This is a genomic window from Endozoicomonas atrinae (genome assembly GCF_001647025.1).
Lineage (GTDB): Bacteria > Pseudomonadota > Gammaproteobacteria > Pseudomonadales > Endozoicomonadaceae > Endozoicomonas > Endozoicomonas atrinae.
The window spans coordinates 1-4,727 of the sequence record NZ_LUKQ02000332.1 but is presented as its reverse complement, the minus strand read 5'-3'; the positions used below and the strand labels follow the sequence as shown (position 1 = coordinate 4,727).

The following is a 4,727-nucleotide window of genomic DNA, read 5'->3' as shown; positions in this document are numbered from 1 at the left end:
TCCTCTCGATTGGTCATGGCGCTGCTCCCTGCTTGATACCAACAGGAAAACAATCGGCCAGAAAAGGGTTAATCGGGAGGTCAAATTAAACTGGTGTTTTGAAGACTTATTACATCGGTGATGACACCAGGGACTGTAAAATGAATGACCAGCCTGTTTTGGGTCAGCTAAAAGACAATATACCGGCATTCATAAAAACCCTAGACCAAAAGAGCCTTTTAACGCTCATTGCCAATAAAGGCAATCAAATTTTTTCCACCAGAAGATTATTAGAGAATATCAAAGAAAGAATAGACATAGAAAATAATGAGTTAGAAGCACACCTAAAGCAACCACCCCAAGATATTGCGTACCTTAAAGAAAAAATTCGTGCAATACCACCAATACTGTTCAATAGAAAAAAAGCAATGATAGATCGAGTTGATCAACTTACTGCACTCAACGCCAAAACAAGAGATTTCTTTGAAAAAAAAGACATTATCATTAAGCAGCTCATAGAAAATTTTGAAAAACAGCGACAGCTATTACTTGAAGAAACCAAGCATTATCAAGCTGCCATGGATGGTTAACTACATATCCATTTTAACATCAACACAGGTAGCCATTTCTCGGAAAAGAGTAAGACAGCCTTTTATAATGTATTGCACCTCACCAAAATGGATGTCTCACCAATAGCCTCAGACACATCACCTGAGGCTAAAGGCTGATTACACAATTTTACACTTAAGCACTGGCCCTCAGTCCTTTTGCCGCCTCTACCATGTTTTTCAAAGCTGCTTCCACCTCAGGCCAATCTCTGGTTTTCAGCCCACAGTCTGGGTTGACCCATAAACGCTGTTTAGGAATTTTCTCCACGGCCTTGGTCATCAGCTGTTGAATCCATTCGATACTGGGCACGTTTGGTGAATGAATATCATAAACACCAGGGCCAATCTCATTCGGGTATTCAAACTCTTCAAATGCATCCAGTAGTTCCATATCTGAGCGGGAAGTTTCTATCGTGATGACATCAGCATCCATTGCAGCAATATATTCAATAATGTCATTAAACTCGCTATAACACATATGGGTATGGATTTGGGTCTCATCTTTTACACCACTGGCAGCAATTCGAAAGCTCTTCACCGCCCACTCAAGATAAGCTGGCCAGTCTGCTTTTCTCAAAGGTAAGCCTTCCCGAATGGCTGGCTCATCGATCTGAATAATGCCAATACCTGCTTTCTCCAGATCAACGACTTCATCTCTTAATGCTAACGCTAGCTGCAGACAGGACTCTTCTCTGCTCACATCATCTCTTGGAAATGACCAGCAGAGAATGGTAACAGGTCCAGTTAACATGCCTTTAACAGGTTGGCTAGTCTGCGCCTGAGCATAACGACTCCATGAAATAGTCATCGGCTCTGGACGGCTGACGTCACCGATAATAATGGGTGGTTTCACACAGCGACTGCCATAGCTCTGTACCCAGCCATTGGCAGTAAAGGCAAACCCTTCCAGCTGTTCGCCAAAGTATTCAACCATATCATTACGCTCAGCCTCTCCATGGACAAGTACATCCAGACCAAGCGACTCTTGTCTTTTAATTGTACTCCGGATCTCCTCCTGCATAGCATCGATATAAGACTGCTCATCCAGTTCCCCTTTACGAAACTGTAAGCGTTTCTGCCGTATCTCCCTAGTTTGAGGAAAAGAGCCAATGGTGGTTGTAGGAAATTCAGGCTGATTCAGTTTTTCGTGCTGTAAGTTTGCCCTTACAGCATAGGGAGAATGACGATGATCAATATCTTTGTCGTCTTTTAATCCCGTCACCCTTTGCTCTACCAATGTATTATGAACTCGCTGGGACTTTTGTCTGACAGATACAGCTTCTTCAGACTCAGAAATCAATTTCAACACAGCCGGATCCTGTGCCTGATGCCCACCGGTTAAAACCTGACCAATAACTGATACCTCTTTACATTTCTGCCTGGCAAAGGCAAACCAGGATTTCAACTCATCATCAAGCTCAGTTTCATTTTCCAGATCAACCGGCACATGCAGTAATGAGCAACTTGGCGCTACCCACAGCCGATCTCCCAACCGCTCCTCTGCTTCCTTCAGTTGCTGCAATATTTGCTTCAGGTCTGAGCGCCACACATTACGACCATTAACAACACCGGCTGATAAAACTTTGTAGGCGGGTAAGCGGTCAAGCAGTGCCGGTAACTGCTCAGGGTCTCGGACCAGATCAATATGAAGGCCATCCACTGGCAGATTTACAACAGTCGTCGTTGTACCGTTCAGACCGCCAAAGTAGCTGGCCAATAGAATTTTCACATTGCAGCTCTGCAGCCGGTTATACACAGATTCAAATGCCTGATTCCATTCTTGAGGAAGATCCTGAACCAGAATGGGTTCATCAATCTGTACCCACTCCACATTCATTTCTGCCAACTTGGCTAGAACGCTGCCATAAACCTCGACAACACTGTCAAGCAACTCCAGCCGGTCAAAAGACTCGCCCTTAACTTTACCAAGCCACAACCAGGACAGAGGGCCAATCAGTACTGGTTTTACCCTTAGACCCTGTCCAATAGCCTCGACAGTTTCATCCAGAATAGCAGCGTTAGACAGTTGGAATTTTTGGTCTTTATGCAACTCTGGCACTATATAATGGTAATTAGTATCAAACCATTTAGTCATTTCGCAGGCAGCAGCAGGCTCCCCTGTGGGCGCTCGACCGCGAGCCATACGAAATAGAGTATCAATATCATCAGGGTCCGCTTCCGAAAATCGCTCTGGCACCGCACCCAGCATCAGAGAGTGATTCAGCACCTGGTCATACCAGGCAAAATCCCCCGTCGGAATCAGGTGAAGCCCTGATTCTTTCTGCAGCTGCCAGTGACGTTCACGTAGGCGACGGCCTTCTTCCAAAAGCTCTGCTTTGGTTAGGTCGCCACGCCAGTAACTTTCCTGAGCCTTCTTTAACTCACGGTTGGCACCTATTCGTGGAAATCCAAGGTTATGGGTAGTAATCATGAAATAACTCCGGGCAGATCGTCAGGCTTATTGTTTTCAGGATTGATCAAAGAGTAGCCACGATTCTGTTAGAGAGTTAGAATTGAATCAAACTCATTTTTCTAATAATAAAAGTGAAGAAAACTAATAAAGATAGTCTTATGGCATGCCTGAGCTGACTACGGGAGAAATGCAAACAATGGCAGTGCAGAATCTGGGTCTTGAGCTACGTTACCTTAAAACGCTTAAAGCCATTCACCAAAGTGGCAGTCTGGTAGAAGCCGCCAGCCGTTTGCACCTCACCCAATCCGCTCTTTCCCACCAGCTGAAAGAGCTTGAGCATCGTATTGGGATGGACGTGTTTATCCGTAAATCCCGACCACCTCGCTTTACCACTGCAGGATTGAAACTTCTGGAGCTAGCTGAAGAAGTACTGCCAAGATTCAAAGCTACAGAACAAAGCCTTCTGAGATTGGCGGGTGGCAAAGCTGGGCGGTTGCATATTGCCATTGAGTGCCACAGTTGTTATCAGTGGCTAATGCCAACAATCGGAGAATACCGACAACACTGGGCTGAAGTAGAAATGGACTTCTCCACCGCTTTTAATTTTGCCCCCTTACCTGCTCTTTCCCGGGGTGAACTTGATCTTGTCGTCACTTCTGACCCAATACCAATTGATGGCATCGAATACATCCCCCTTTTTCGTTATGAGATGCTTCTGGCAATTGCCAGAACACACCCATTAAAAGAAAAAGAGTTTGTGACCCCTTTTGACCTCCAAAATGAAGTACTGATCACCTACCCTGTTGAGCAGGGGCGTCTGGCTGTGTTCTACGATTTTCTTGACCCTGCCGATATAGAGCCTGCTGATATCCGTACTGCAGAGCTGACATTGATGATGCTCCAGCTCGTTGCCAGCCAGAGAGGTGTTTCCGCACTGCCATGCTGGGCACTGGCTGAATATCTTGATAAAGGGCATGTTGCAGCAGTTCGACTTGGTAAAGAGGGATTGTGGTCAACACTCTATGCAGCTATCAGAACCGAACAAAAGGAGCAGCCTTATATTGCCAGCTTTATTGCCTCAGCCAGAGAAACCTGTTTTGCGACCTTGAACGCTATAAAACCGGCATAGCAATTTTTCATGGACTGATCAATTTGCAAACTGTTGCTACTCCATACTTTATTTATCAGGCTCCATGGCTACTTAACAACTCCCCGGTCTATTAAGTACTCATTGACTGGCCTCTACTCCTATTTATACTTCTAGAACCTAGTTTAAATTATTGGCAATCATTCCCAACCCCTACTCCAGAATTTCATTTTTACATAAAAACAATTAAACGACAGATAAAATATAGAGTGATTTTTATAATTATTTTCGCCAATATACTCCAATTATCACATCGTACAAATTCGAAATAATAGGAATCCGTAATCTTTCAAACCTCAATCCTTAGTGAAAAAAACTAATCTGACCAATTGAATAGCCACAATGTGATTTACAATCAGAGGATAAGAAATTAGTAAAGATCCAGCGTTATAATTCAGCACAAACCTATGATCTAGCGCCAATAAAGAAGCAATTACCAAGATAACCTAAACAAGAGATCAGAATCATATGACACTACATGATTATCGATTAATACAAAAATCAACTTAAAATCAAGATTTCAGATCAAATCAATGGCCACCTAAATAAAACAACCAAACACTAAACATTTACAAAACAC

3 protein-coding genes are annotated in these 4,727 nt (G+C 43.7%); 2 read left to right on the top strand and 1 reads right to left on the bottom strand.

Translation table 11 applies throughout. The annotated features are described in order from the left end of the window. The first annotated feature begins 140 nt into the window (after positions 1-140). The gene (locus AK963_RS25490) at positions 141-569 is read left to right on the top strand and encodes a hypothetical protein (protein ID WP_066018186.1); all 429 of its coding nucleotides are present in this window, start codon (positions 141-143) and stop codon (positions 567-569) included. A gap of 154 nt (positions 570-723) precedes the next feature. On the opposite strand, the gene metE is transcribed toward AK963_RS25490, so the two are convergent. After that, positions 724-3,018 (bottom strand): 5-methyltetrahydropteroyltriglutamate--homocysteine S-methyltransferase, encoded by a 2,295-nt coding sequence (gene metE / locus AK963_RS25485; protein WP_066018185.1) that lies wholly within the window; start codon positions 3,016-3,018, stop codon positions 724-726. A 178-nt stretch (positions 3,019-3,196) separates the two neighbouring features. Here metE and AK963_RS25480 point away from each other — a divergent pair, with 178 nt between their 5' ends. Further along, complete coding sequence (locus AK963_RS25480) at positions 3,197-4,129, top strand: LysR family transcriptional regulator (RefSeq protein ID WP_066018187.1); 933 nt, start codon at positions 3,197-3,199, stop codon at positions 4,127-4,129. The last annotated feature ends 598 nt before the right edge of the window (positions 4,130-4,727 follow it).

Excerpts from the sequence above, each read along its gene's own strand:
- AK963_RS25490 (WP_066018186.1), top strand. The coding sequence starts at position 141 with ATGAATGACCAGCCTGTTTTGGGTCAGCTAAAAGACAATATACCGGCA.
- metE (WP_066018185.1), bottom strand. The coding sequence starts at position 3,018 with ATGATTACTACCCATAACCTTGGATTTCCACGAATAGGTGCCAACCGT.
- AK963_RS25480 (WP_066018187.1), top strand. The coding sequence starts at position 3,197 with ATGGCAGTGCAGAATCTGGGTCTTGAGCTACGTTACCTTAAAACGCTT.